Annotated in this window: 21 protein-coding genes, 1 tRNA gene and 2 pseudogenes; 14 read left to right on the forward strand and 10 right to left on the reverse strand. The window is 44.6% G+C overall.

The genetic code is table 11. The features are described from left to right. Positions 1 to 312 precede the first annotated feature (312 nt). Together vsple_RS16945 and vsple_RS16950 are read left to right on the forward strand one after the other, a co-directional pair. Complete coding sequence (locus vsple_RS16945; protein ID WP_261883970.1) at positions 313 to 759, forward strand: hypothetical protein; 447 nt, start codon at positions 313 to 315, stop codon at positions 757 to 759. Between the two features lie 7 nt (positions 760 to 766). Then, entirely contained in the window at positions 767 to 1,054 is a 288-nt protein-coding gene (locus vsple_RS16950; protein WP_261883971.1) for a putative quinol monooxygenase, read from the forward strand. A 50-nt stretch (positions 1,055 to 1,104) separates the two neighbouring features. On the opposite strand, the gene vsple_RS16955 is transcribed toward vsple_RS16950, so the two are convergent. Further along, the gene (locus tag vsple_RS16955; RefSeq protein ID WP_261883972.1) at positions 1,105 to 1,557 is read right to left on the reverse strand and encodes an NUDIX hydrolase; all 453 of its coding nucleotides are present in this window, start codon (positions 1,555 to 1,557) and stop codon (positions 1,105 to 1,107) included. Between the two features lie 458 nt (positions 1,558 to 2,015). On the opposite strand from vsple_RS16955, the gene vsple_RS16960 reads away from it, so the two are divergent. Next, positions 2,016 to 3,728, forward strand: coding sequence for an RluA family pseudouridine synthase (locus vsple_RS16960; RefSeq protein WP_261883973.1), 1,713 nt, complete (start codon positions 2,016 to 2,018; stop codon positions 3,726 to 3,728). Continuing rightward, positions 3,725 to 4,024: pseudogene (locus vsple_RS16965) on the forward strand (hypothetical protein); the annotation flags it as partial. The gene vsple_RS16960 and the pseudogene vsple_RS16965, both read left to right, overlap by 4 nt. A 92-nt stretch (positions 4,025 to 4,116) precedes the next feature. On the opposite strand, the gene vsple_RS16970 reads toward vsple_RS16965, so the two are convergent. The 3 genes from vsple_RS16970 to vsple_RS16980 all read right to left on the reverse strand — a co-directional run bounded on the left by vsple_RS16970 (position 4,117) and on the right by vsple_RS16980 (position 8,383). Next, complete coding sequence (locus tag vsple_RS16970) at positions 4,117 to 5,490, reverse strand: Na+/H+ antiporter NhaC family protein (RefSeq protein ID WP_261883974.1); 1,374 nt, start codon at positions 5,488 to 5,490, stop codon at positions 4,117 to 4,119. 148 nt (positions 5,491 to 5,638) lie between these two features. After that, the gene (locus vsple_RS16975) at positions 5,639 to 6,403 is read right to left on the reverse strand and encodes a hydratase (RefSeq protein ID WP_261883975.1); all 765 of its coding nucleotides are present in this window, start codon (positions 6,401 to 6,403) and stop codon (positions 5,639 to 5,641) included. Positions 6,404 to 6,625: 222 nt separating this feature from the next. After that, positions 6,626 to 8,383: an SgrR family transcriptional regulator gene (locus vsple_RS16980; RefSeq protein ID WP_261883976.1), complete on the reverse strand. Its 1,758-nt coding sequence runs from the start codon at positions 8,381 to 8,383 to the stop codon at positions 6,626 to 6,628. Positions 8,384 to 8,986: 603 nt separating this feature from the next. Between vsple_RS16980 and rimK the strand changes: the two genes are divergently transcribed. Both rimK and vsple_RS16990 read left to right on the forward strand, forming a co-directional pair. Beyond that, complete coding sequence (rimK, locus tag vsple_RS16985; protein ID WP_032550186.1) at positions 8,987 to 9,892, forward strand: 30S ribosomal protein S6--L-glutamate ligase; 906 nt, start codon at positions 8,987 to 8,989, stop codon at positions 9,890 to 9,892. A 62-nt stretch (positions 9,893 to 9,954) separates the two neighbouring features. Then, positions 9,955 to 10,380, forward strand: a complete 426-nt coding sequence (locus vsple_RS16990; protein WP_255232451.1) for an ATP-dependent zinc protease family protein — start codon at positions 9,955 to 9,957, stop codon at positions 10,378 to 10,380. A gap of 124 nt (positions 10,381 to 10,504) precedes the next feature. Here vsple_RS16990 and vsple_RS16995 read toward each other — a convergent pair whose 3' ends face one another. Then, positions 10,505 to 11,275: an MBL fold metallo-hydrolase gene (locus vsple_RS16995; protein ID WP_255232450.1), complete on the reverse strand. Its 771-nt coding sequence runs from the start codon at positions 11,273 to 11,275 to the stop codon at positions 10,505 to 10,507. Between the two features lie 291 nt (positions 11,276 to 11,566). Between vsple_RS16995 and vsple_RS17000 the strand changes: the two genes are divergently transcribed. Continuing rightward, positions 11,567 to 12,169, forward strand: a complete 603-nt coding sequence (locus vsple_RS17000) for a 2OG-Fe(II) oxygenase (RefSeq protein WP_261883977.1) — start codon at positions 11,567 to 11,569, stop codon at positions 12,167 to 12,169. A 191-nt stretch (positions 12,170 to 12,360) separates the two neighbouring features. Next, complete coding sequence (locus vsple_RS17005; protein ID WP_261883978.1) at positions 12,361 to 13,077, forward strand: glycerophosphodiester phosphodiesterase family protein; 717 nt, start codon at positions 12,361 to 12,363, stop codon at positions 13,075 to 13,077. Positions 13,078 to 13,110: 33 nt separating this feature from the next. On the opposite strand, the pseudogene vsple_RS17010 reads toward vsple_RS17005, so the two are convergent. Beyond that, positions 13,111 to 13,530: pseudogene (locus tag vsple_RS17010) on the reverse strand (L,D-transpeptidase family protein); the annotation flags it as partial. 119 nt (positions 13,531 to 13,649) lie between these two features. Beyond that, on the reverse strand, positions 13,650 to 14,132 hold the full coding sequence (locus vsple_RS17015; RefSeq protein ID WP_261883979.1) for a GNAT family N-acetyltransferase: 483 nt from the start codon (positions 14,130 to 14,132) through the stop codon (positions 13,650 to 13,652). 495 nt (positions 14,133 to 14,627) lie between these two features. Here vsple_RS17015 and vsple_RS17020 point away from each other — a divergent pair, with 495 nt between their 5' ends. The 3 genes from vsple_RS17020 to grxB all read left to right on the forward strand — a co-directional run bounded on the left by vsple_RS17020 (position 14,628) and on the right by grxB (position 16,816). Next, positions 14,628 to 15,611 (forward strand): Gfo/Idh/MocA family protein, encoded by a 984-nt coding sequence (locus vsple_RS17020; RefSeq protein WP_261883980.1) that lies wholly within the window; start codon positions 14,628 to 14,630, stop codon positions 15,609 to 15,611. A 158-nt stretch (positions 15,612 to 15,769) separates the two neighbouring features. Next, a complete protein-coding gene (locus tag vsple_RS17025) occupies positions 15,770 to 15,928 on the forward strand; it encodes a hypothetical protein (protein ID WP_261883981.1) in 159 nt (52 codons plus the stop codon). A gap of 255 nt (positions 15,929 to 16,183) precedes the next feature. Beyond that, positions 16,184 to 16,816, forward strand: coding sequence for a glutaredoxin 2 (gene grxB, locus vsple_RS17030; RefSeq protein ID WP_261883982.1), 633 nt, complete (start codon positions 16,184 to 16,186; stop codon positions 16,814 to 16,816). Positions 16,817 to 16,947: 131 nt separating this feature from the next. Here grxB and ppsR read toward each other — a convergent pair whose 3' ends face one another. Then, positions 16,948 to 17,781, reverse strand: coding sequence for a posphoenolpyruvate synthetase regulatory kinase/phosphorylase PpsR (gene ppsR / locus vsple_RS17035; RefSeq protein WP_255232443.1), 834 nt, complete (start codon positions 17,779 to 17,781; stop codon positions 16,948 to 16,950). Positions 17,782 to 17,959: 178 nt separating this feature from the next. Here ppsR and ppsA point away from each other — a divergent pair, with 178 nt between their 5' ends. The 3 genes from ppsA to vsple_RS17050 all read left to right on the forward strand — a co-directional run bounded on the left by ppsA (position 17,960) and on the right by vsple_RS17050 (position 24,176). Further along, positions 17,960 to 20,332 (forward strand): phosphoenolpyruvate synthase, encoded by a 2,373-nt coding sequence (ppsA, locus tag vsple_RS17040; protein ID WP_032550171.1) that lies wholly within the window; start codon positions 17,960 to 17,962, stop codon positions 20,330 to 20,332. A gap of 238 nt (positions 20,333 to 20,570) precedes the next feature. Further along, on the forward strand, positions 20,571 to 21,905 hold the full coding sequence (locus vsple_RS17045) for an MATE family efflux transporter (protein ID WP_261883983.1): 1,335 nt from the start codon (positions 20,571 to 20,573) through the stop codon (positions 21,903 to 21,905). A 225-nt stretch (positions 21,906 to 22,130) separates the two neighbouring features. Beyond that, on the forward strand, positions 22,131 to 24,176 hold the full coding sequence (locus vsple_RS17050; protein ID WP_261883984.1) for a hybrid sensor histidine kinase/response regulator: 2,046 nt from the start codon (positions 22,131 to 22,133) through the stop codon (positions 24,174 to 24,176). Positions 24,177 to 24,483: 307 nt separating this feature from the next. Here vsple_RS17050 and vsple_RS17055 read toward each other — a convergent pair. Beyond that, positions 24,484 to 25,507, reverse strand: a protein-coding gene (locus vsple_RS17055) for an IS630 family transposase (protein ID WP_420833782.1) whose coding sequence is annotated in 2 segments (ribosomal slippage) — positions 24,484 to 25,054 and positions 25,053 to 25,507 — 1,026 coding nt in all. Because the reading frame shifts where the segments join, the coding sequence is not laid out codon by codon here. Between the two features lie 91 nt (positions 25,508 to 25,598). Then, a tRNA-Ser gene (locus tag vsple_RS17060) sits at positions 25,599 to 25,689 on the reverse strand. Positions 25,690 to 25,729: the final 40 nt, after the last annotated feature.

Raw genomic sequence — 25,729 nt, forward strand, 5'->3', positions numbered from 1 at the left:
CATCACAAAATAATAAGACTTTATCGTACCTGTTGCATCAAAACATGACACTGTTATCAACTATAGCTCAGTTCAATCCATTGAGCTAAGTTTCATATCTAACACTAAATTCGCTGCGTGACAAATATATTTCAAACGCACTACGATTTAATGAAACCAGAATTGATCTTGATCTCTTTTTAGCTCCCAATTCGCAAAGCCAGTCGCATAAGTCAGCTATATCATTGCTAAATACGAAATTTACCCGCCTAATCAAGCATTAACGTCAAATTATGTAAGCCTCCTAAGTTTGGATTATCCTAGGGTCTGCCAATGAAGAAACCTTTATTGTTAGCTTTTACCGCCGGTTTTATTCTGTTTGTCGTCGCCGGGCAGAAAATGGGTTGGTTCAAATCCGGTAATTCAGAGTCCTTCCCCAAATTCCCAAAGATACCAGGTTACAGCGTCACTAAAAACTTCGACGGAGAATGGGTCGGCAGCCGAATAAACACCACTAACAACAACCTTTGTGAGCGCACTACCATCACTGGCCGTATCGAGAATGGCAAAGCCACATTGCGCCTCACCTACAATGGCACTTCACTTAAAGGCTGGGTGGCCGAAGACACCCACATACTCACCTTATATGCTAATCACAGGCAGTGGGACTACCGCTTTTCAGGAAAAGTCTCTGCTGATAAGGTGACAGGTGATTGGTATCTCACCAACGGCCCGTGTCGAGGCCATTGGTATTTAGAACGCGTAACAGGGAAGAGTTAAGTGAATTATGTCTAAGATTGTTTTAACAGGGTACATTGAGGTTCCAACGGAAGACCTTGAAGCCGTGCTCACTGCACTACCAATTCATAAAGCCCTGACGAACCAAGAACCAGGCTGCTTGATCTTCGAGGTCACTCAAGATCAACATATCCCAAATAAATTCAGTGTTTACGAAGAGTTTGTTGATCAACAAGCTTTTGACACACACCAACAACGTGTTAAAAGCTCTGAATGGGGAAAAATCACTCACAAGGTTGAACGCCACTATCAAATCATTGGTAGCAGCTCATCGTGAGTGAGGTTGAGGTCAATACTTTTTGAGGTCTAAGCTAACTTAACGCGATCCTAAACTAACTTAACGCAATAAAGCGGATTAGGCGCTTTGTTAACGAAATACTCCCAGATATGGTCATAGACTGCATGTTGATTTGGGAACGGCGCTAACTGTTTCGCTTCTTCCAGCGAGCACCAACGAAACTCTGTATGCTCTTCATTCAACTGCACATTTTGATTGGGTGGGCACACTACCGCGAATACTGGAATCAACTGTATAACGTTAACATGATGCTCATAGAACTGCTCCAAGAACTGCGCGTTATACAAGGCTTGCACATCAATTTCTGTCTCTTCTTTGAATTCACGAACAATCGCCTGCCAACCCTTCTCACCGCTCTCAATAGAGCCCGCCACATGACACCAAAAGCCCCCCTTCACACGCTTCATCAATAGCATTTTCATCTGGCCATCGATTTCAGAAAGAGCCACACCGGAAACGATCGAAGTATTTAGCGGAATCATAAGCTTACCTGTTCATATAAAACACGAAAGCATATCACGTTCATTCCAACTTGTTACTAGGGCGTGTTGATCTTTCGAGCTGATTTTTGCAGCGAGTTGCTGGGTATTTCTACAAGGCAGAGGTTTTGATGTGTAGCTAGCCTACATGAAAAGCCGATAACGCAGTAGAAATGACCAGCAAACGCTGCCCAAAGGGTTCGGCTAAAAGCGTTTTACTCTTTGTTGAGGGGGATTTGCTTAGAATGACTAGGCTACTTCCCCCTCGCCGCGATTAAAACGCTTTTATCTCGAACAAAACTTAACCACGAAAGGTCAACACGCCCTACTTAAACAGCCCATGCAACAAAAATAACAGTGTTCTCATTGAACAGATTTGAGGCGTGTATCGATAAGGAGTAGAATCGGCCGCCTAACATCGAACTCCTTGCGATTTCATCCATTAGATAAAAAGACACACTATGCACTCATCGACTTCTTTGCACGCTTCAGAATTTCTACACACACCTGAAAACTGCTTTACCCGATTCAACCAATCGATTGAGTCATACACGCTTCCAGAACGCTTTACGTTTCCTTTTTACTACGAGCCCCACCCTCTTTGTGAACTGGCCTCAGAGCAGCTCCAGGCTCACCTGGAAACACAGACCGATTGGTACCACGATTTCGGCCTAGAGTCGGAAGAGGGTCGTGGAAAAATGTTTGGGGTGCTTATCGTTCGCAGCCCACAAAGTGAAATTGGCTACTTTTCTGCATTCTCTGGCAAGATCGCAGACCAAAACCTGTTGCCGCACTTCGTTCCACCAGTATTTGATATGTTAAACAGTGAGAGCTTCTTTCATCAAGATACAGCCGACATGATGGCGGTAAATGCAAAATACAAGGCTCTGAAATCAGATGAGACTTACCTAGCACTGTGTGAGCAAATGGCGAAAAACAAAGCGCAAGCGGAACAAGAGAATGAAGACCAGCGCCAACAGGTCATCGAAGGCCGTAAGCTTCGTAAACAGCAACGTGAACAAGGTAAGCTAGAACTTGATGAAGCCGCGTTTGAACAGCTAAGTATTGAGCTAGGTAAAGCCAGCGTTGCAGATAAAAACCAGCAAAGGCACCTTAAGCTCGCTTGGGAAAAACGCCTAGCTGAATTGCAATCTAAAATTGATGTCTATACCGAGCAACTGGATCAACTAAAAGAGCAACGCGCAACTCTCTCTCACCAGTTGCAACATAAACTTTTCGCTCAATACGCGTTTCTAAATGCTGAAGGAAAAACGGAAGATCTAAACCATATCTTCGCACCATTGACGAACCCAGTACCACCAGCGGGTTCTGGCGAATGTGCTGCGCCTAAGATGCTGCAATATGCCTACCTACATGGTTATACACCATTGGCTATGGCCGAGTTTTGGTGGGGGCGGTCACCAAAATCAGAGGTGCGTAAACACAAGAAATACTACGCGTCTTGTCAAAGTAAATGTGTACCGATCTTAGGTCACATGATGAAAGGGCTAGAAGTCGATCCAAATCCGTTACTCGAGAACCCAGCAGAGGGCAAAGAGCTAGATATTCTATTTCAAGATGAACACATCGTTGTGGTGCACAAGCCATCTGGATTCTTGTCAGTACCTGGAAAAACCATCAAGGACTCAGCATACACTCGCGTTCAGGAAATGCATCCCGATGTTGAAGGGCCTTTCGTTATTCACCGCTTGGATATGGCAACCTCGGGGATACTGGTTTTCGCACTCACTCGCCGAGCGAACAAGAGCCTACAGAAGCAGTTCATCACTCGAGAAGTTAAGAAGCGTTATGTCGCTCTGATTGAAGGTAATCTAGAACAAGAAGAGGGTTACATTCGTTTGCCGTTGTGCGGAGACCTTTATGATCGCCCACGTCAGATCGTCTGCTATGAGCATGGCAAGCCTGCAGAAACCAAATGGGAAGTGATTGAGCGTCGTGATGGCAAAACCAAGGTTTATCTCCATCCGAAAACAGGTCGTACTCATCAATTAAGAGTGCACTGTTCTCATGAGGAAGGTCTGAATATGCCGATCGTAGGTGATGTTCTCTATGGGCATAAAGCGGACAGGCTTCACCTCCATGCTGAGAAGCTGTGCTTGAGTCATCCAATTACCAATGAATGGATGACGTTCCAATTCGAGGCTGAGTTTTGAAAACCAAAAAGCCCGACCTAACATCTGCAATGTTAAGTCTAATTGAAGACGTAAAACATGAATTACCACTATACGAGTCAGACACTTTTGTATGCGGTCCAAAAGGTGACTGTCTTGGTTGTCCGAAAAAATTGTTAGAGATGGTTGATGGAGAGCTGATGTATTGGGAACACCAGATCAAAGTGGGACGTGTACCTAATTTTGAAGAACTGCGCCGTTTCGGCAAGATGTGCAGCAGTGTAAGGCGTGGCCTAGAGCGCAATGGACTGGTAGAAAAACAGGTTCGCTCTCGATAGACAACATCTCTTACAAGCGCACTTAAATCGAGAAGTTAAACCCATTAAAAAAGGCTCATGCGAGCCTTTTTTGTTATCTATCCATCAGAGCATTATCCATTGTCTGCTGTATCAAGTTTAGCGGTTCGGGTTGGATGCTTAATAAACACAGCAATCACCGCCACGATAGCCAATGCGAAACAGTAATACGAATTAGATACGATCTCTAACGGCGATAGCTTAAAAACAGAGCCTAGCAGTAAAACCTGAGCGCCGTATGGCAGAACACCTTGAACCACACATGAGAAAATATCCAACAAACTCGCCGCACGACGAGGTGAAACATCATTCTCTTCGGCTAGTTGGCGAGCGACACTGCCCGACACAATGATCGCAACTGTGTTGTTTGCAGTACATGCATTGACCATTGAAACCAGACCTGCGATACCTAGCTCACTGGCACGCCCATTGGCTTGCTTCGAGTGTTTAGAGCCAAAGGCACGAATCACGCTGCTCACTAGGTTAGTTAGGTAAACAAGACCACCCTGACGGCGCATCAACTCACTCAGACCACCAATCAGCATCGACAATAAGAAGATCTCTTGCATGTTACCAAAGCCCGAATAGATATCTTGTGCGTAGTCAGTCAAGCTGTAGCTATCGACACCCACTAAGCTCACACAACCCGCCAACAAGATACCCATGGTCAGCACCACGAACACATTCATCCCAGAGACAGCGAACACCAAAATTGCCATATAAGGGAGCACTTTAAGCCACTCGATATCGCCAGTTTCCGGCACTTGTGTTGGCGTACTGTTCATCGCAAAAATAACGATAGCAATAAAAGCCGCTGGTAAAGCAATGCGGATGTTTTCCTTGAACTTGTCACGCATTTCACAGCCTTGAGAACGCGTCGCTGCGATGGTGGTATCAGAGATAATCGATAAGTTATCACCGAACATTGCACCACTAAGTACCACGCCAGCAGTCAACGACAAACTCATTCCAGAAGAATCTGCAATCCCGAGAGCAACTGGCGCAACAGCAGCAATTGTCCCCATAGACGTACCCATCGCGGTTGCGATAAATGCTGAGATCAAAAAGATCCCCGGTAGAATCATGCTTGTTGGAATAGCAAACAAACCAAGGTTTACCGTCGCGTCTACTCCACCAGATGCTTTAGCCACCGCTGCGAATGCACCCGCTAATAGGTAGATCATACACATAGCAACGATATCTGGGTGTCCGACACCACGCATAAAGTGCTCAATGGCTCGGTTGATCTTCTCTTTACTGATCAACAAAGCAACCATAATCGCTGGCAGTGTCGCAATAGGCGCCGGCAGCTGATAAAAGGCAAAGTCAACGCCTTGGTAAGATAGGTAGCTGCCTACTCCGATAAACAGAGCAAGAAAGATAATGAGCGGGATCAGAGCAACCGCACTCGGAGCGATTTGTGCATTTGAGTGTTTAGAATTAGACATTGAACAAACTAGTATAGAAAAGAGGACAGCAGACTAATCTGACTATAAAGACTTGTCAACGTCTAGACGTCTAAATGTCCAACAATATAGCGTTCAGTGGCTTAACTCAGTCGGTTGCTTTCTCATTGAGTGTCGGGCGGCTCAGGGTCTAGTTTTTCTCAAAGAAGGTAACCTGATACTCACCTAAACCCGCATACGTGATAGTTGTTGGTAGATCGAACTCAACTTCAACGACTCCGCAATATGAGCCCGTAATGATCGCCTCACCCGCTTCAAAATCGACACCACGACGCGTCATGTAATTGATCAACCAGTAAATTGGAGTTTGCGGCAGACCATTTGGGTGTTTACCGTCGAACTGCTGAATATTTTCGTTCTGAGTCACAGATACATTCACCGTCGAGGCCTTGTACGCCTCTTCACGCTCAAGCTGCGGACCGAGGTACAGTCCCTGATTCACTAGACAATCTGCTAGATTCTCATAGAACTCAGCACCACTGTCATCAGAATAACGAGACTGTATTAGCTCTAACGCCATATGACAAGAACCGATCGCGTCATCAATTTGCTCTTCAGTGTAACCGTCGGAACTTGCTGGTAAGTCGCTTTTTAGTACAAAAGCGATTTCCGGCTCAATACGCACAACACCATTGTCTGCATGGAGCTCACAAGATGCACCCCGCTGAACAGTGTCAGAGAAGATAGGTGCAACAACAAACTTATCTTCAGCAAGAGGCAGCAAGCATTTCCAGCCAGCAACCTTATCTGAACGTAGGTCGATAATCGACGACTGTACTTGAAGAGCATCCTCAAGATTTAACGGGCGTAGAGTTTCATCTAGGCGAGGCGCTTTAGTGCCTGGTGCTCTGCGGTTCAACAGCTCTTGTGCTGCTTGATTAAATATAATTGTCATACAATATCACCTTTGTGTTTTTGGGGAGCATCATATCTAAGTTTTATTTCTTTGAATAGCGATAAAAGCACAATAAAAACAGCAGATCACAAAGGCTTAGGCACGAGCTCGCGAACCGCGACCGGAATAGTGTTGAGTCGGAGTAAACCACATCGATACCACTATGATTGCAAGCTCTTACCTGTTCAGAACAACGCTTTTCTCTTGAGCCATACTTAGTTGCTAATCGACCGACCACACATCCTTAAACTCAGGCCATCCCCAGTTAGTAATCGCTACATTCTTGAGAATACCTTGAAACCTCACCGTTTGAAGGTGGTGGAACAGCGGTAATAGCCAATAGTCCGTGACGAGGCTAGTCGCAATCGGCTCAAGTTGTTCTAGGTAGTCTTCTAGCTTGACCGATGCTTTGTGTTGATCAAGCTGCAACTTAAGCCACTCACTGCGATCTTGTCCAAGCGCAGAATGCAAAACGGGATCATTCATCAGCCATGAAAAAAGAGAAGATGGCGCATTGTCATCGAGATTCAGGTTACACAGAATCAGGTCTTCACTAAGCTGATTGGTTTGCGAACGCAGAGTCAAATCACGGAAGCTATAAGTATTGACCTCCACTTCAACACCTTGGAACCTCAACAAATCAGCAATGCTTACAGCGCAGCGATACAGAGCATAGTAATCATAAACTGCGATAGTAAGTTTACGTGGCAACGCGCAAGGTGGATTTGGCATGCGATACACTGGGTTCCAGCTAGGTAAGATATTCTTTGCATACTGCAAGCCAAACATACCGCGGTTCGACTCTAACTGCTCATGGACAAGACTCGGCTTAAAGCAATCGGCGAGAAATTTTCTCTGCTCTATGGTCAATTCTTGCTGCAGTGCATTGTGGTTATACAACACGAACAGGCAGCCATCTTCAACACGGCTGTGCTGCTCATCGGTTTCATTAGCAGTAATTTCCCGCCCCAACTGATGAAAACAAGAGACGTCCTCTTCAGGTGCGACGTGAATTTCACTCTGGTCAAAATTGGTGACTTTGGCAAGCTCTTCTTCAAATTGCCAAATCGTAACTTCATCCGTGAGTGAACGTGTACTAAAAAAGTGCTCAAACGCTTTCAGCTTGATCCGCTCTGAATCATGTTCAGCAATCATAAATGGCCCGCTTCCGACAATGTTTTGGGCAATCAATCCTTGTAGCTGTGCTGGAGGTTGAATCGAATACTTCACTCCCGCCAACAGACCCGCAAACCCGGTATCTGCTTTTGAAAGCTTAAAACAAAGATGAAGTGGCTGTTCGCTGTAGACCTGTTCAACATGTTCTAGCTCCGATTGATAGAACGAGTGCGTTTTCAACTGTTCAAACAACTGTACTAACTGTTTACCATCAATAAGCTGACCGTTATGAAAAGTTAAACCAGGTCGAAGATAGAAAGTCCAAGTTTGCGTCTCTGCGTTGTAGTCCCAGTGATGTGCCAACTCAGGTTTGAGTACACCTCCACTACTGCAACTGACTAAACAGCTGAAAACTTGCCGGAGAAGAAAGCGTTCGCTACTACGGTGAACGTGATGAGGAAAAAGCGCTTCAAATCGACGTTTGTACGTCAGTTGAACATGCAGTAAACCTTGGCGTAAGGTTGCACCGGATGTCTCTTGCAGCAAAGAGCCAAAGACTGTGCGGTCATCATCAAGTACCGCCAACGCTTTTTCATACTTACCTTCGGCGATCAATTTACTAGCAATATGTCGATGAAGCCCTTGTACATCGTAGCGCAGGGTTAGATTAGAACGCTGGTTTCTGCCTGCTTTAGGCTCCCACACTACCCATTGTGCCTGATGCATTCGTCCCAGCAAGGTTCGAGCATGTCTAACACTGGTAAACATCAAATCGGCCAATTCAGCTAAGGTGACAGCATGTGGGGTGTTGGCATCAAATGATGTCAGCCTTGCGTAATAACGCATCATATTTACATCAGACAAAATTAGAACCTTTGTTTTATTCGTTTTCCTATTAAACCCCAATTATATCGATTTTAAACAATAAATCTGCCACTCAAGCCAAAAACAGGAACACTCACAAAATAGCCCATCTGTTTATTAGTTCCTTATTATCGACAACAATAGCATTGCGCAATTAAATAGTGCTGTACTAGATACCCACTAATCTGTGGCGATGATATGCATGCAAAAAGGCGATTTATCTCAGTGTTTACCTACAACAATCTAGATCGAAAAAGGCGCACTCCGTACACTCATACCGCTATCTTAATCCATTAAAAAGTACATATTCTTTTACCAAATTACGCGAGTCGAATGCCACTTAAACAGCTCCTACCCCCAATCAGAGTTTGGTTTCGGCTCGCTTTCTCCGCTCAAACAAGACCTGCACCCCTTACGTACCAATAACTCGAACCATTAATAAAATTCTATTGTCGACTCGACAAATTTAATTCGTTTTCCTAGTCATCCTAAAAGCCTTAAGGTTCGCCCCTAAGCAAACAAGGCCCCACTACAAATCGACCGGGTTCTTAAAACAACTTAATAATTTGCACATACCAATCAGGTATTTACTAAGGAAACGCCATGCGTATCGCAATTCTTTCTCGCAACGAAAATCTATACTCTACCGCTCGTTTAAAGCAGGCTGGAGAAGCTCGTGGTCACCAGGTCGATGTTATTGACACGCTGCACTGTGATATAGATATTGCGAGTAACAATCCGAAGATTCGCTACATGGGTGAAGAGCTACCACAATACGACGCAGTGATCCCACGTATTGGCGCTTCCATTACCTTCTACGGTACGGCGGTTGTTCGTCAATTCGAGATGATGGGTACTTTTTGTATCAATGAATCCGTAGCGATCAGCCGCTCTCGCGACAAACTACGCTCGCTGCAGCTTTTATCTCGTAAAGGTGTCGGTCTGCCAAAAACGGGCTTCGCTAGCCGTCCTGATAAGATCCAAGATCTGATCAAAAATGTAGGTGGCGCTCCTTTGGTTATCAAACTGCTTGAAGGCACCCAAGGTATCGGGGTGGTGTTGGCAGAAACCAACAAAGCAGCAGAAAGCGTAATTGAAGCATTCATGGGCCTTAAAGCGAACATTTTAGTTCAAGAGTTCATTGAAGAAGCAAAAGGCGCAGACATCCGTTGCTTTGTGGTCGGTAACAAAGTGATTGCCGCAATGAAACGCCAAGCAGGTGAAGGCGAATTCCGCTCTAACCTACACCGTGGCGGTACTGCTCAGTTGGTTAAACTCACCAAAGAAGAGCGTGCAACAGCAATCAACGCTGCAAAAATCATGGGATTAAACCTATGTGGTGTCGATATCCTACAATCTAAGAATGGTCCTGTGGTGATGGAAGTCAACTCTTCTCCAGGTCTAGAAGGTATCGAGAAAGCGACGGGTAAAGATGTTGCTGACATGATTTTCGAATTTATCGAAAAAAATGCAAAACCAAACGCGAACCGTACTCGCGGTAAAGGTTAATGTTAAAAAATCAAAACGGTTAAGATAACCATGTAAGCCGTTAACTAATGATTGGAATAATTATGAACAATAAAATGATCATAGGGAACACTGAAGCACTCTGCTTACCTGAGTTAGGGATAACAGGATTGCACACGCGCGTAGATACCGGAGCTAAAATCTCCTCTTTGCACGTAGACAACCTAATTTGCTTTAAAGAAGACGGGCAACGTTACGTCGAATTTGACCTACACCCTGATGTGTACCACCTAGAAGAGACGGTACGTTGCACTGCGAAGTTAAAAGCGAGAAAGAAGATCAAGTCTTCGAATGGTGAAGTAGAGACTCGTTGCGTGATTGAAACCCTACTTCGTATGGGGAGTCAGGAGTGGAAAATCGACCTAACGCTAAGCAACCGTCAGGATATGACTTACATGATGCTTCTAGGGCGTCAAGGCATGAGTAACAAAGTGATCGTTGACCCAAGTAAATCTTTCTTACTGAATTAATCGTATTAAGCACAAGATAACCCAGTAACGCAGGCAAGCAAGCACACTAATTTGCCAAACACGCTTGTACAATTCACTACTCGCTCAATTCAGAGGCCAGTCACTACGACTTGGCCTTTGTCATTTAGGGCTTCTTTTTATCCCGCCAAATTGATTTCAGCAGACTCTTACATTTAATTTTGGTCACACGCCAATGAGTCACAGGCCTTTGCGGTGCTCTCATCAACAGATGTTCGAAAGCAGACTGATCGAAGGCCACCTGCCCTCCATGTGCCACCAGCAGAGTATCTAACTGGAGATCGTAAATACGCTCTACCGAATGACGATACTGATTAGGGTGGAAGATAGGAAATGGCGGTATTAACTTCTGTTTCACTTCCACCATCAGATCTGCCACATACGCTAAACGTTCAGATGGGCAATAGACGGACAGATCTCTGTCTGTATGACCTGGTGTTTCCAATATCACCCAATCATCAAAACCTGGAATGGCCTCGCCATCCGATAGCTTGTAGTCTGGCTTTAACTTTCGGGAGTACCAAAGATTGGCTTTTGGTCGCCCCAAACGGTTTGCCATCCAACGAGCCAGTGCCAAATCCGTCAAGTGCATCAGCATTCCGTCCCAGCGTGCGTACCAATCAAAATCCCGGTCCGCCGACACCAACTTACAGCCCGTTAAGGCTCGCAGCTTATGTGCTGCCCCAGCATGATCTGGGTGCATGTGCGTGACCACAACAGTATGTAAGTCACTAAAATCGCGACCAAGATCTCGTTCGATAAACGACTTTAAATGTGGGATGTCTGCTCGGCATGCGCCATCAAGCAATAACAAACGATCAGGGTACTCCACCAAATACATGTCTTGGATATACCCCTTTATAGTGTGCAGTTGCAAAACGACTCCTTGTTTATTGCTAACTGGTCAGACCTATACAATAGCAAAACCAACCCTAAATGTGATCATTTTGTTAAATCAATAGTGCTGCACTCGAAGTCAGCAATTAATGAGCTGAACCCTACTCTGAGACCCAAGCCCACTCAAAAACCGAGCTCTAAGTAACGCTGTCATTTACCACGATCTCAATCCATAAAGCCGAGGTTATCGTAACGACAAACAACCTGATTTGTTAGCTTGAGTTATTACGACTATATAAATGCCCTTAATTTATATATCCGAGTGCTTTACATGAACCAACTGATCGATGCGTTATCTACCCAAGGCTATTTTGTTTGGGACGACTTTCTCACTCATGACGAAGTTACGGCATTGAGAGACTGCATTCCTGACAATTGGAAAAAGGCGAGGATTGGCCGCAATGACGAAGTGATGCGTGAATCGCGCATTCGCAGTGACAAGATCCAATGGCTGAGCCGCGACATGGGGCAGCCCACTTCGCAATTTTTAGATAAAATGGAACAGATCCGTCTGGCCGCAAATCAAGCTTTTTTTCTTGGCTTATTTGAGTACGAAGCGCACTTTGCAAAATACTTCAAAGGGGACTTCTATCAAAAACATCTCGATTGCTTTAAAGGCAATGAAAACCGCCGACTCACCACCGTATTCTATATGAACGACGAATGGTCAGAACAAGATGCGGGAGAGCTAGTCGTGTATGATCTAGAAGACAATCACGTCGCCACTATCGCTCCAAAAGCAGGGCGTCTTTGTGTGTTCTTCTCCGAGCAATTTCCGCACGAAGTGCTTCCAACCAATACCGAACGGTTTAGCATTGCAGGCTGGTTCCGTATTAATGGTGTAAGAGATAATCAACTGGATATTGCGCGCTAGCCGACAACGTTACTCCCAAGAAGCGACTCAATTGATAAGCTTCAACCTGCTCTTACTATTAACGTCAAAGCCCGTGACACTATAACGCCACGTAACAAACTCAATATGTGTATCAAGATAACGACGATAACTCGTTTATCCTTTAGACTTGATTTAAGCATGAATAACAATGTGTTGAAAAAGGAAACAGTATGCCTCCTATGATTGTTGGTCACCGTGGTGTTGCAGGTACTCACCCTGAAAACACCAAAGCAAGTATTGAACAGGCAGCGAAACTTGGCCTGAAATGGATTGAAGTCGACATTCAGCCTACATTGGACGATCAATTAGTGGTGTGTCACGACCATACGCTTGAGCGCTGTAGTGACGGACATGGTCGCGTTGACGAGCATACCTTGGCAGAGCTAAAGCAGTTCGATTTTGGCTCGTGGAAGTCATCAGAGTTTGAAGGTGAGAAAATTCTGACTCTCACAGAGATGTTGGCTTTGGTTGGAGCACTCGATCTGAGCGTCAATTTAGAGGTAAAAGTCGATACCCGCCACCAGCCCGCGCACGTTGTTGAGATGCTTCATGAAGAGCTGATCCGCTGCTCAATGGATACTGACCGCATCCTGATTTCCAGCTTTAGTCATCGAGTGGTTGAAGAGGTGAAAAAGCACCTTCCTCAATACCGAGTCGGCATGATCACCGAGCAGTTAGCACAGGAAGATAAAACCACGATAGAGAACAGTGATGCCTTCAGCTGTCATTTGAATTACGCCAACCTGACTCAATCTGACATTGATTATCTAAAACAAACAGGGCGAAAAATTTGGTGCTATACCGTTAACCACAGTTCAGAATTTGACTATATCAACCAGGTCGACGCTATTTTTACAGACTTTCCAACACGATTCTTAGCACTTTAACGACACGGGCTAGGCATATCATACTGGGCACGACTACCATTCAATATCAATAGGCGTGCCCATTTGAACCAACTCAATGAACTCATCCATCTCTTGGTTGGTAATAGCGATACAACCGTCTGTCCAATCGAAACTCTGGATGTACCGCGAAGATCGAATCTCTTCGTTCTTTAAACCATGTATTTTGATATTACCACCCGGATCAATGTCGTATTTCTCTGCCCACTTGCGATCCGATGGCGCCGGATAGCTAATATGTACAGAACGATAGAACTCTGACTCCTCAAGTACATAGTCTAGATAGTAACGACCTTCAGGGGTTCGGTTGTCACCCTCAAAACGTTTGTGTCCCTTAGGCTGTTTGCCTAATGCGATTCGATATTCGCGTACTAATGTGTCTCCACTCATTAAGTACATACGTCTTGCAGACTTATCAACCTTCACCATGGTGACAGCTAACTGAGAATACAACGGGTTAGATGTTGGAAAGCTCTCAACAACGACAGGGGTTCCAGCCCAACTTAACGTGAGAGACGAGCAGGTGAAACACATTAATGCAGCAATGAAACGACTCATACATCCTCTAACGACATAGACATGATTCGCGATTGGGTCACCATTCCCAAAGACTCATAGAAACGTTGTGCATCCTGATTAAATTCCATTACCTCCAAGCGCAGCTCTGTAGCACCATTGGCGTGCGCCCATTGATTGAACGCGCGCATCAACTTTTTGCCTACTCCTTGGCCTTGAACATCGTCCCCGACCACAATGGTGTTTACTCGAGCAACCTTATGGTCTTGAATAAAACTCACGCCGTTATTCTGCGTAATTTTTCCAGCCAGAAAAGCGACGACCTGTTCATCTTCTTCAGCAACTAAAAAGTGCCCTTCCGGATCTAACATTAAGCCTAACCAATACGCTTCAGAGCCGCTATCTGCTTTTTCAGGGGAACTAAAAACCGAAGGAGCACCTTGATGATGTTGGCGATTGATCTGGTGAGAGAGCTTTAATATGAATTGAATATCGGACACTTTGACCGCGCGTATACGCATAATAACTACCTTGTTTGCAATTAGGGCGTGTTGACCTTTCGTGGTTAAATTTTGTTCGGATGGGGACGCCTAGTCAAAAGCGTTTTAATCGCGGCGAGGGAGAAGTAGCCTAGTCATTCTAAGCAAATCTCCCTCAACAAAGAGTAAAACGCTTTTTGCGGGGACGCCCAGCTCGAACCCTTCGGGCAGCGTTTGCTGGTCATTTCTACTGCGTTATCGGCTTCTCATGTAGGCTAGCTACACATCAAAGCCTCTGCCTTGTATAAATACCCAGCAACTCGCTGCAAAAACCAGCTCGAAAGATCAACACGCCCTAGTATTACCTTAACAAAATCCGCCATTCACTGCACAAGCCACAACAGGTAAGCATGGCCTGAGTAACATTAATAATATTAGGCTAACTACAACAATAATTTGTTCCGCAATTAAGGTCCTTTTCGTTTTAGCCCAGTGCTACTATCTCAACACACCAACAAGAAGGACGGAAAAACCGATATGATTAAGTTTGCTGTAATTGGCACCAATTGGATTACTCAAAAATTTGTACAGGCTGCACATGAAGTTAACGCCATGCAATTAACCGCCGTCTATTCTCGAAATCTAGAGAGCGCAGTTGAGTTTGGCAAAGAGTTTGGCGTAGAGACTCACCACACAGATATGGATCAGCTTGCAAACGATCCAGCCATTGATGCAGTTTACATCGCCTCACCGAATTCGTTCCATTGTCAGCAAGCGATCATGTTGATGGAACACAACAAGCACGTGATCTGCGAGAAACCTATTGCTTCGAACATTCGCGAAGCAACCAAGATGTTTGAGGTCGCTAAAAACAACAATGTTGTTCTCTTCGAAGCATACAAATCTCAATATCTACCTAACTTTCAAGCCGTTCAACAAGCGCTTCCTAAGATAGGCAAAATCCACAAAGCGCACATCAGCTACTGTCAGTACTCGTCTCGATATCAACGATACCTAGATGGAGAAAACCCAAACACTTTCAACCCGGTTTTCTCAAATGGGTCTTTGGTGGACATTGGTTTCTATTCTGTGGCCGCAGCGGTCGCCCTATTTGGTAAACCTCAAAGCGTTCAAGCATCCGCTCACCTTCTAGAGTCTGGGGTTGACGGTCATGGCAGCGCCATCTTCTACTACCCAGAATTCGACGTTACGTTAGCACACTCAAAAGTCAGTGACTCTTACGCATACAGCGAGATTCAAGGCGAGCTCGGCGCGATTTTAATTGATCATATTGCTGAGTGTACGCACGTTAAGATTCAATACCGAAATGGCGATGTAGAAGAGTTGAATCAGCCGCAACGCGAAAATTCAATGTGCTACGAAGCCGAGATGTTCGCACAAGTGCTGAAAGGCAATAGAGAAGCGCAATCACAGGCGCAACAGCGTGCGATCACAGTTTCAGAACTCATAACAGAAATGCGTCATCAGGTTGGTGTGCATTATCCGGCGGACGAAATCTAAACCGTTTCTCTCGCTTTATGATTGAGCAATTTCGACTTACCTTAAATAACCGTTGCTTGTCTTAACGACAAATTACCTGATTAGTCGATCTCTGAATCATCTGATTAAATCCGCCTTCGAAAAGCAAAGTTAATTTTAATTTATTGAAGGTGTTTAAGATGTTTTCAATCGAAGATCGTGTTGTCGCAACAAAAGGTGTCGAAGTAAGTGAAATGGTAGTAGCTGGTCTAAGCGCAGGCGGTTTCTATGTTCACGTTACAACTACCGAGGGTGGTCTGACACTGACATACCCTATGCAAGATCTTAAAAAAGCATAATTCGACGTTTTTAGCTCGCGATAATGCGCAGTTAAACACATCACCCTATTAGGGCCTTGGTAAAGACACTCTTCTGCATTGGAGTGAATTGCCTGGGCCTTATCTCTTTCTGCGCCCCAAGACAACTTATCCTCTACTCCTTGCAGGTTGTAAAATTTCTATTACATTTCAATACAAGTACTTATGGTCTTAAATAAGTTCTGGTACATTAGCGTTATCTTATGCTTGGGTAACTTATACATTTAAGGGGAAGCCATGAAGCTTTATATCTATGATCACTGTCCATTCTGTGCTCGTGTCGCTTTTATTGCACGCTCGCTAGGAATCACTCTGGAGCTGGTCTCTGTGGACTACCACGATGCACAGACCTTGGTTGATCTTATTGGTAAAAAAATGGTGCCTGTTCTTGAAAAAGATGACGGCTCTATCATGGCGGAAAGCCTCGATATCATTGCCTATTTTATGGATCTTGCGAACAGCGATGAACCTCGAGAGCCTGCAAATCCAGTGACTCAGTTCCAAACTCGCGCTTTCCCGCTCACTCAGCGTATTGGTCGCCCACGTTGGTGGAAACTAGACCTGCCTGAATATCGTAGCGAGGAGAGCAAAGTAGCTTGGCGCGAGAGTAAAGAGACAGAAGAGTTCAACTTTGACAAGCTGATTGAGCAAACTCCTCAATTCGTACAGTTGATCAACCCATTGTTAAAAGACGCAGAGCTATTGCTTGACTTTGACAAGGGCGAATCCACTCTGCCGCTTATCGACCAAGCGGTTTACTTCTCAATGCTTCGCGGTTTCTACGTAGAGCCAAGTATCGAATGGCCACCAGAACTTGACCGTTGGATGGAACGCAAAAGCAAAGAGCTTGGTGTTGGGCTCCTTGAATAGACTGATAACCGAAGCCTAGTGCTTCGGTTTAAATAGGAGCTAATGGTTCAGTTTAGCTGGCACTTTTCGTTTTGAATTGACCGACGATACTCTTTGAGCTTCTCTGGTAGATCGCCTAAATCAGCAAAAGATCACAAAAGTCGGCGTCTCAATCCTGTTCGCTCTAAAATGCGTGTTGAGATCTCCTCAACCGACAGTGAAGAGGTATTGATGTATGGGATCGCTTCACGTCGGAACAGTCCTTCTACCGTTTGCAACTCGTAGACACACTGCGAATCACTCGCGTATTCACTTCCCGCTAAACGGTTTTCACGAATCTCAGTTAAACGCTCTGCATCGATCGTCAAACCAAATAGCTTATGGCGGTGGATCTCAAACTCAGGCAGCAGTCTCAGCCTCGCAATGTCGTCGTGAATGAATGGGTAGTTAGCCACACGCAATCCAAATTGCATTGCCATGTAAAGGCTGGTTGGGGTCTTACCGCTACGCGATACTCCAAGTAGAATAATATCGGCCTCTTCCAATCCTCTCAATGTAATCCCATCATCATGCGCTAGCGTGTACTCAATCGCCGCAATACGATCGAAGTACTTGTCTGAATCCTTATTCACGCTACGAGAACGCTGCAGCTTGGGTTTGGGGGCCATTTGAGTGTCGTCTTGCACTTTCTGCACAATACTCTCCAACACGTCGTAACAATGTGCAGGAGCGGCTAACAGTTTCTGTTTGATATCAGGAATGACAATCGAAAAGAACACCAATGGTTCGTTGCCTGTTTCTCGGTAGGAAATCTCGATCTCTTTTAACAAATCACTCAATTTGTCTTCGCTTTCCACAAACGGAAAGGTTTTTTCGTTAGCTTTGAAGGGAAATTGACCTAGAACAACGTGCCCTAAAGTCTCACATGTTATGGCCGTTCCATCAGAAACATAGAATACATCACGACTTTGAATATCAATTTGCATTTTTTATTTAATGTTTAAAATTATTTTGAGTAGGATGGTCACCATAATATATATAACAAAAGCCTGCTGACTATTACGTACCCCACAGGTTTGAAAAATTTTTAACATTTTTTTCAACTCTGACGTAATCGTTTGCCTTTAAATCCCTACAAAACTTGCTATGTTTCTGGAGAAATAAATGCAAAATAATACCCTATGGTTCAATGGCCTATCCATGGAAGATGTCGACAAGGTCGGCGGTAAGAACGCCTCACTTGGCGAGATGGTTTCTAACCTATCCAATGCTGGTGTTTCTGTACCAAATGGTTTTGCTACCACTTCTTATGCGTTTAACGAGTTCCTAGACTACAAAGGTCTTGATGAGCGCATTCACCAACTACTTGATGAACTTGATGTCGAAGACGTTGAAGCGCTGCGTAAGACAGGTGCGACGATTCGCCAATGGGTTCTTGAAGCCCCTTTCCCAGAATCCCTAGAGCAAGATATCCGCGATAACTACCGTGAGCTAATCGAAGGCAATGATGAGTTGTCTGTAGCGGTTCGTTCATCGGCAACGGCGGAAGACCTTCCTGATGCTTCGTTTGCTGGTCAACAAGAGACCTTCCTAAACGTAAAAGGCATCGATGCTGTTCTAGAAGCAACAAAACACGTATACGCGTCTCTGTTTAACGATCGCGCTATCTCTTACCGTGTACACCAAGGCTTTGACCACCGCGGAATCTCGCTTTCTGCAGGCATCCAACGCATGGTTCGTTCAGACAAAGCCTCTTCAGGTGTCATGTTCACCCTTGATACAGAATCAGGCTTCGATCAAGTGGTATTCATCACTTCATCTTGGGGTCTGGGTGAAATGGTCGTTCAAGGTGCGGTGAACCCAGACGAGTTCTACGTTCACAAGCCGATGCTTGAAGCGGGTCAGTACCCTATCGTTAAGAAAACGTTCGGTTCTAAACTGATCAAGATGATCTACTCAACTAACCAAGAGATCGGTAAGCAAGTTGATATCATCGACACAGATACTCAAGAGCGTAACGAGTTCTCACTGAACGATGAAGAGATCAAAGAGCTAGCAAAACAAGCGATGATCATCGAGAAGCACTACCAACGACCAATGGACATTGAGTGGGCGAAAGATGGCATCGACGGTAAGCTATACATTGTTCAAGCACGCCCAGAGACCGTATGTTCTCAAAGCGAGCAAAACGTCATTGAGCGTTACGAACTAAGCAACAAAGCAGACGTAGCGGTTGAGGGCCGTGCTATCGGCCAACGTATCGGCTCTGGCCCTGTACGTCTGGTTGATTCATTGGATCAAATGTCTTTGGTTCAAGAAGGTGACGTTCTAGTCACTGACATGACTGACCCAGACTGGGAACCCGTGATGAAAAAAGCTTCTGCGATTGTCACCAACCGTGGCGGTCGTACTTGTCACGCAGCGATCATCGCTCGTGAACTTGGCATCCCAGCGATTGTTGGTTGTGGTGACGCAACAAGCCGCCTAGAAGATGGTTCTACAGTGACGGTATCTTGTGCAGAAGGTGAAACAGGTTACGTTTACCAAGGCGAGCTGGATTTCGAAATCAAGCGTTCTGCCGTTGACGAACTACCCCTGCTTCCAACCAAAGTGATGATGAACGTCGGTAACCCTGATCGTGCATTCGACTTCGCTCAAATTCCGAACGAAGGTGTTGGTCTGGCTCGTCTAGAGTTCATCATCAACAAGATGATCGGTATTCACCCGAAAGCGCTACTGAACTTTGATGCGCAGAGCGATGAGCTTAAAGCGGAAATCACTGAGCGTATCCGTGGTTACAAAGATCCTATCGATTTCTACGTAAGCAAGCTAACAGAGGGCATCGCGACTATCGCTTCTGCGTTCTGGCCTAAGCGTGTGATCGTACGTATGTCTGACTTTAAGTCTAACGAATACAGCAACTTAGTGGGCGGTAAAGAGTTTGAACCGCATGAAGAGAACCCAATGCTGGGCTTCCGTGGTGCTTCTCGTTACATCTCTCCAGTATTCGAAGATTGCTTTGAACTAGAAACTCAAGCGATCAAACGCGTACGCAACGAGATGGGCCTTAAGAACGTTGAAATCATGATTCCTTTCGTGCGTACCCCGAGCGAAGCGGCATCGGTTATCGACCTGCTGGCGAAATTCAACCTACGTCGTGGCGACCAAGGACTGAAAGTGATCATGATGTGTGAGCTGCCATCTAACGCGGTATTGGCTGAAGAGTTCTTGAAGTACTTCGATGGCTTCTCTATCGGCTCTAACGACATGACTCAGCTAACGCTTGGTCTTGACCGTGACTCTGGTGATGTTGCTCATCTATTTGACGAGCGTAACCCAGCAGTGAAAGCGATGCTGAAGATGGCAATCGATGCTGCAACCAAAGCAGGCAAATACGTAGGTATCTGTGGTCAAGGTCCATCGGACCACGATGACCTAGCAGAGTGGCTAATGGAGCAAGGCATCAGCTCTGTATCTCTAAACCCAGATACGGTTATCGATACATGGTTGAAGCTAGGCAATGTTGCTAACAAATAACCTTCTCTAATCGAAAAACGAATATAGCCAGTCATTATGAACTGACCCCCAATAGTTGGACACCAATTATTGGGGGTCTTTTTATCTCCAAATATCACTGCACCACAGTATTGTCGCAATTAGCGCAACACTGAATAGACAACACGGTCTATTGGTATCTGCTAGACATTACGCTATCCTTTAGCCGTATCCATATTAAACGGTTAACCGCCGTCCTCTCAATAATGCTAAGACCAATATGACTTCAACAACTGGAACGCCCTCTCCTTCCCTAAGTAAGCAACTTTTTACTATGACGTGGCCAATGCTGTTCGGCGTACTCTCGCTGATGAGCTTTCAGCTAGTCGACAGTGCTTTTATCGGTCAACTTGGTGTTTTACCCCTTGCTGCTCAAGGCTTTACACTTCCAATACAGATGATCATCATTGGGATTCAAGTTGGGCTTGGCATTGCTACCACGGCAGTGATCGCACGAGCGATAGGAGCCCAAAAGACTCACTATGCAAAACAATTAGGGGGGTTAGTGGTTGTAATGGGAGGTGTAGGTGTCGCACTATTCTCGATGGTCATTTACCTACTCCGCACCCCTATTTTACAACTCTTAGATGCTCCAGAATCGGTCTTCCCAATCATTGATGCTTACTGGGTTTACTGGTTGGTTAGCTCGTGGACAGGTGCAATGCTCTATTTCTTCTACAGCGTCTGTCGTGCCAATGGCAATACCATGCTTCCTGGCACCATGATGATCGCTACTAGTTTGATTAACCTCGCACTCGATCCTATCTTCATTTTCACTCTCGACTTAGGCATCAATGGTGCAGCTATTGCGACGATCATCGCCTTTGGGATAGGTATTTTGATCGTGGCACCTAAGGTTACCAAAAAACACTGGCTCACTTTCGACTGGCAAGACCTAGACATAAGCAAAAGTGTTCGTTCTATTGGGCGCATTATGGGCCCTGCGATGATCAGTCAATTACTGCCACCCGTCTCTTCGATGCTGGCAACCAAGCTACTAGCAAGCTACGGTACAGCGGCTGTTGCAGCGTGGGCATTGGGCTCTCGCTTTGAGTTTTTCGCCATTGTTTCAGTACTTGCTCTGACCATGTCTATGCCGCCGATGATTGGTCGTATGCTAGGTGAAAAGAACCTGATTGACATTCGCAGTTTAATCAAGATTGCCGCTACCTTTGTGCTCGGTTTTCAAGTTGTGATTGCGCTCGTTACTTGGCTGTTTTCAAATGGCTTGGCTGGATTGATGACCAGCGACAGTGATGTGACCACCATCCTAAATTATCATCTAATGATCGTGCCAATCAGCCTTGGCCCTTTAGGTATTTGTATGTTGATGGTGTCGGTATCAAACGCTCTGGGTAAGTCATACACCGCACTAACGATTTCGGCACTGCGCTTGTTTGCTTTCTTCTTGCCATGTCTATGGATTGGGTCTCAAGTAGCGGGTATCGAAGGTCTGTTCTGGGGAGCGATGCTAGGTAATATATTTGCAGGAACTTGTGCTTGGGTACTGTCTCAGCGCGCTCTGAAGCAAATCGAGCACAAGTTAGCCACCTGACAATCGGTTTACCATATTTTCGTAATCAAAAAAGTAGCCTCATAGGCTGCTTTTTTGTTCTTTAGGTCATAAGGAAATGGGGTGGGCCTGTTATGTCACAATCCTACTTAGTGCGATATTTGATCGAACTTTAAAAGCTTACTAACCACAAGTGATATATAATTGATAGAAATATATAAAATCAAAACCCTTATACGTCTTAGGCTCGGTAAATAACTATTCAATATGGATGCTATTCGCAAGGTTTATCAATACGCTGAACCAAACCTGACCCTTGTTGGGTGGATGGGCTTTGTAGGCTTCCCAGTCTATTACATTGTCTGGGATTTAATGTTTCCTCAACCCTATGAAAACCTACCACTGCGTGTGTTCTGTTCCACGCTGTTTTTCGGCATCATATATCGACATCGCTTTCCACTGCGTTGGAAAAAATACCTCCCAGCTTACTATCAGGTCGTGACTACATTATGTTTGCCCGGCTTCTTCTTTTACATGTTGCTAATGAACAGTTGGTCTAATGTCTGGGTAATGTCTTTTATGGCAGCGATATTCCTGCATATCCTGCTTGTTCACATCACAAAAATAATGTTTGCTCAAACCTTCGCTGGGATTGGGTTAGCGAGCTTATGTGCTTGGGTTGCTCAAGGTTTTCACCTCGATATAACAATGGACTGGACACACGTTCCAATTTTCTTGTTTATCTATCTATTTGGTAATCTATTCTACATACGTAACCAAGTCGAGCATGAAGCTAGAGTGTCCCTCGCTAAATCATTCGGTGCGGGTATTGCTCACGAAATGCGTAACCCTTTAAGTGGTTTGCTCTATTCGATTGATCTTATCCAATCGATACTTCCTGACCCCAAAAAAGCGCCTCAGGGAGAGTACACTTTAACTCATGATGATGCCGTACAACTAAAAAAAGTCAGTGATGATGCAATGGACATCATTCGTATCGGCAACGAGACAATTGATCTGCTTTTAACTTCGATTGACGAGAACCGTATATCCCGCTCAACATTCAAGAAACACTCAGCGAAAAACGTTGTAACCGAAGCTATCGATAGCTTTAGCTATAAACGTTCAACTGACAAGGATGCGATCTCACTGGATATTCAAGATGATTTTGAATTTCTCGGTAGTGACACTCTATTCAAGTATGTCATGTATAACTTGTTTAAAAATGCTTTCCATCATCGTAATACTGAAGATTTTCACATTCATATCACTATGTCTAAGGAAGGAAACAATAATAGTATCTCAGTGACAGATAACGGCTCTGGTATCTCAAATGAAACCATGCGTAATATCTTCCTAGATTTCTATACCACAGGTAAATCGGGTAGCTATGGGTTGGGATTACCTTTTTGTCGGAAAGTTATGCACGCCTTCGGAGGGGATATTCAGTGCAAATCTGAACTGGGTGAGTGGTCTCAGTTCACACTATCATTCCCATTAATGAGTTCAAATACTGTGACTGAAATACTGAGTGAGTTGACCAAACTGAAATCTGTATTAATGGTTTGCGAGCAAAACGTGCTCACAAAAAAAATGACAGAAATCAGCCGCCTTATGGGGTTCGACCTAACGATCATTGACATATCAACAGCACTCAATCGCGAAGAGTACGAATTTGAGTTCAACTCTATCTTTGTAGATATAGAAGCGTTTTTTGAACGACCAGAAAAATTGACAGCGATTGAGTCACTGTTGTCATTTACGGAAGCGAACATTGCGTATCTATATGAGAATTCCACAGCTAAACAAATCCCATCGGTAATTTCCAATGCCAAGTGGATTGAGACTCAGGCTTGGCTTCTTAATACCAAAGTGATTATTGAAGACCTATTCTTCGATATCGGCAATGTGGCTCACTCTTCTAAATTGCGTCCCCTTGGAACATCTAAAAAAGGAACAATCATGGTGGTTGACGACAACGAATCACTGCGACGATTTACTGCAATGCTGATTGCTAAGCAAGGATTTGAAGTCATTGAAAAAGCAGACGGCCAGCAAGCAATAGATGCTCTAGATAGAAACAATATCGACTTAATTCTAATGGATCTTGAAATGCCCGTAATGGGAGGTGTTGAAGCTTCTCGTCGTATTCGAAGTTCCAACAAAAGATACTCTTCTATTCCTATTATCGCGCATACGGGAGATAGCTCTCCTATCACGCTTGAACAGATTGGTGCTTCTGGTATGTCTGACTTCATCGTTAAACCGGCTGACAAAAACCGCCTCTTCGATAAGATTGCCAATTGGATATAGTGACTTTCAACAAGATCTCAGAGCAAGACTAACGATCTGTCATTCACCTTCTAACGTCACCTAAAACCAATCCGCTATATCCCCTTTAGCTAGAGTAATACCAATCGTAGTAAATAATTGCTCACCCTAGCTTGTTAAAATGCTCGATAACTGCGTTAGAATTTTTGATTGTAGAATAACTACTTATCAAAAAATTCTGCCTTGTTCTCAAGCCTTTTTCCTGCGCTATTTTTGATCACCTATTTACTGTGATTGGTATAAACTCTTGCTCAAAGGGCTGATACGCTTTTTATACCAATCGCACTAATTAATAAGTCAGATTAACCCAGTCCCTAAAACAAAGTGAAATGACTCTATTCTTATCTTCACAGAACCGATTCCAAGCGTTACAGAGCTTGTCTACGATATCCTCGTAGCTATTAAAGCAACGATTGGCAATTTCATGCTGTCGGAGCCAACTCCACACTTGTTCAATAGGGTTGAGTTCGGGTGAGTATGGAGGAATATGGATGATGGTTAGATTCTTGAACTCATCGGCAAGATAGCTTTGATGCCAACTGGCTTGGTCCATAATAATTACAGCATGCTTGCCGCAAGGAGTCGCTGACGAAATGAGCGCTAAATGTTTCTGCATGGCCTCCATGTTGCTCAGCGGAGAAACTATTGCTTCGGTCTCACCAGTGTTAATACATACGGCACCAAATAAATACGCCGACTCAAACTGTTGCTGCTGAATCGCTAAAGGGCGAGTGCCCTTCTCAGCCCATATTCTTGTCGTTGTATTCCGTTGACCAAATCTCGCTTCATCTTGAAACCAAATTTGGACGTCATTTAATGGAATGTGGCCAGGGATCTTATTGATCGTTTCGATTAGGAATTTTTTTAAAAGCTTCTTGTGCTTCAAGTGACTGTTTGGGGTGCTTAGACCGAGTAGTAATCCACACTAAGTTTAGCTTTCTCAATAATTTATATACACCAGATAGGCTATAAACGAGGTCAAACTCTTGTTTTATATACTCAATAATATCAGTGCCTTGTAGTCTTCCTCCATCAGGTTTGATTGCATTGTCACTGATATATTTTTTTAGTTGAGAGCGTTGTCCTTCAGAAAGGCGGGAAGGTCTGCCTGTATGCTGCTTTTCTACCAACCCATCGAGTCCGTTTTCTAGGTAGGCACTGACCCAACGATTCACACTGCCTCGGCTGACTTTTAGGTATTGGGATATCTCAGTACGAGTCTTCCCATCAATGAAATGCGAAATAGCAAGAAGTCTAGTTCGTTTTCTCGCGTCAGATGTTGCTTGGATAAGCTTAGGAAAATCGTGTGTCATATCAGCTCCTTTTGAAGCTGATATTAGATCACAAAATTAGTGCGATTGGTATGAAAAAAGCCCGCTGATTTCTCAGCGGGCTTTTCAATGGTGGTGGAGGGATAGGGATTTGAACCCTAGAACCGCTATTAACGGTTGCCGGTTTTCAAGACCGGTGCTTTCGACCACTCAGCCATCCCTCCAACAAATTTTCATCAACAGATTAGTACACTGTTGAAGTTG

This window comes from Vibrio pelagius, from assembly GCF_024347575.1.
GTDB lineage: Bacteria > Pseudomonadota > Gammaproteobacteria > Enterobacterales > Vibrionaceae > Vibrio > Vibrio pelagius.

Excerpts from the sequence above, each read along its gene's own strand:
- vsple_RS16945 (WP_261883970.1), top strand. The coding sequence starts at position 313 with ATGAAGAAACCTTTATTGTTAGCTTTTACCGCCGGTTTTATTCTGTTT.
- vsple_RS16950 (WP_261883971.1), top strand. The coding sequence starts at position 767 with ATGTCTAAGATTGTTTTAACAGGGTACATTGAGGTTCCAACGGAAGAC.
- vsple_RS16955 (WP_261883972.1), bottom strand. The coding sequence starts at position 1,557 with ATGATTCCGCTAAATACTTCGATCGTTTCCGGTGTGGCTCTTTCTGAA.
- vsple_RS16960 (WP_261883973.1), top strand. The coding sequence starts at position 2,016 with ATGCACTCATCGACTTCTTTGCACGCTTCAGAATTTCTACACACACCT.
- vsple_RS16970 (WP_261883974.1), bottom strand. The coding sequence starts at position 5,490 with ATGTCTAATTCTAAACACTCAAATGCACAAATCGCTCCGAGTGCGGTT.
- vsple_RS16975 (WP_261883975.1), bottom strand. The coding sequence starts at position 6,403 with ATGACAATTATATTTAATCAAGCAGCACAAGAGCTGTTGAACCGCAGA.
- rimK (WP_032550186.1), top strand. The coding sequence starts at position 8,987 with ATGCGTATCGCAATTCTTTCTCGCAACGAAAATCTATACTCTACCGCT.
- vsple_RS16990 (WP_255232451.1), top strand. The coding sequence starts at position 9,955 with ATGAACAATAAAATGATCATAGGGAACACTGAAGCACTCTGCTTACCT.
- vsple_RS17000 (WP_261883977.1), top strand. The coding sequence starts at position 11,567 with ATGAACCAACTGATCGATGCGTTATCTACCCAAGGCTATTTTGTTTGG.
- vsple_RS17005 (WP_261883978.1), top strand. The coding sequence starts at position 12,361 with ATGCCTCCTATGATTGTTGGTCACCGTGGTGTTGCAGGTACTCACCCT.
- vsple_RS17015 (WP_261883979.1), bottom strand. The coding sequence starts at position 14,132 with ATGCGTATACGCGCGGTCAAAGTGTCCGATATTCAATTCATATTAAAG.
- vsple_RS17020 (WP_261883980.1), top strand. The coding sequence starts at position 14,628 with ATGATTAAGTTTGCTGTAATTGGCACCAATTGGATTACTCAAAAATTT.
- vsple_RS17025 (WP_261883981.1), top strand. The coding sequence starts at position 15,770 with ATGTTTTCAATCGAAGATCGTGTTGTCGCAACAAAAGGTGTCGAAGTA.
- grxB (WP_261883982.1), top strand. The coding sequence starts at position 16,184 with ATGAAGCTTTATATCTATGATCACTGTCCATTCTGTGCTCGTGTCGCT.
- ppsR (WP_255232443.1), bottom strand. The coding sequence starts at position 17,781 with ATGCAAATTGATATTCAAAGTCGTGATGTATTCTATGTTTCTGATGGA.
- ppsA (WP_032550171.1), top strand. The coding sequence starts at position 17,960 with ATGCAAAATAATACCCTATGGTTCAATGGCCTATCCATGGAAGATGTC.
- vsple_RS17045 (WP_261883983.1), top strand. The coding sequence starts at position 20,571 with ATGACTTCAACAACTGGAACGCCCTCTCCTTCCCTAAGTAAGCAACTT.
- vsple_RS17050 (WP_261883984.1), top strand. The coding sequence starts at position 22,131 with ATGGATGCTATTCGCAAGGTTTATCAATACGCTGAACCAAACCTGACC.